Origin of the sequence: Floridaenema aerugineum BLCC-F46 (genome assembly GCF_041929345.1) — a bacterium.
Classification (GTDB): Bacteria; Cyanobacteriota; Cyanobacteriia; order Cyanobacteriales; family Aerosakkonemataceae; genus Floridanema; species Floridanema aerugineum.
This window is the reverse complement of the sequence record NZ_JBHFNQ010000071.1, coordinates 1-1046: the sequence shown is the minus strand read 5'-3', so window position 1 is coordinate 1046 and position 1046 is coordinate 1. Positions and strand designations below refer to the sequence as shown.

General features: G+C 28.9%; 1 protein-coding gene. It reads right to left on the bottom strand.

Translation table 11 applies throughout. From position 1 onward, the window contains the following. Positions 1-722: 722 nt before the first annotated feature. Positions 723-1046: hypothetical protein (locus ACE1CC_RS09560; RefSeq protein ID WP_413270235.1), on the bottom strand; the 324-nt coding region annotated here is incomplete at its 5' end.

Genomic DNA, 1046 nt, shown 5'->3' with positions numbered 1-1046 from the left:
TGACATTTTCTTACTGAACTTTAATAGTATAAATTTTTACTTTTTACTCAAACTGATGGTTTGATTACCCAGAAAAGAGGAATTTTTGCAAGTCCTTTACTGATTGGATTTGGAGAAATGAGAGTAAAAATGATTACCTGTAGTTTACAGGAAGTCAAATTTACTTTCTTCCATCTCCAAGGAGGCAAAAATTATTCCTCTTAAAAGAATACACCACCCAATTTGGAAAGCACACTCATATCCTCTCTCAATTACTTCCCTAATTTTTTCCCTAAATTAATCACGCTCTTATACTTAAGCTTTTAAAATACTTAGTTTTATTTTATACTTAAAATGTTAAGTTGATTATTAGTTTTTATCAAGACAACAAATAATGCTTATAATCGATAAATTTGAATAAATTAGAATTTAGATATTGCTTTATTGCTTGATTAAGAAAATTAAAATATTTTCATTAATTTTATTTTGTTTTTAAATTATTATTTACTATGTATGTCAAATTAAATTATTGATTAATTTTTTTTAGTTTTTTGTTAAAAAAAGTAGCAGAAAATATCTCAAAATACATTAATAAAAGTCAGCAATTTTTCTGACTTTTTTTATTCTATAAATGCAAGTTTTAGCACTAATAATCGAGCTAATAATAAATTAAATAAAATCAGTTTCTCCACAATAAAACCAATCAAAAAGTGTTTGGCGAGAAGAAGCTGAAAACCCTTAATTTATGAAAATTCATTAATTTTATCTTTTTGGATAAGTTCTTGATTAGAGATAGCTATCTGTTGTTGGACTTCCTTTTGAATACGCGCCTCAATAGATACTTCGAGAAATTTGAGCCTTTCTTCTATATTATCTAGGCGTTTATCTATATTTTTATTCATTCGTTCCATGGGGAAGCGAGAAAACCTTGTCGGTGGGAGCTCTAGACATTCCTCAATATAGTTAACAAGTATTGCCGAAGCATTTGTGCCGCTACGCCTTGCCCACTCCTGAAAAGCAACCCATTCATCGGCATCTATCCGAAATGTCGCTAACTTCTTCTGCTT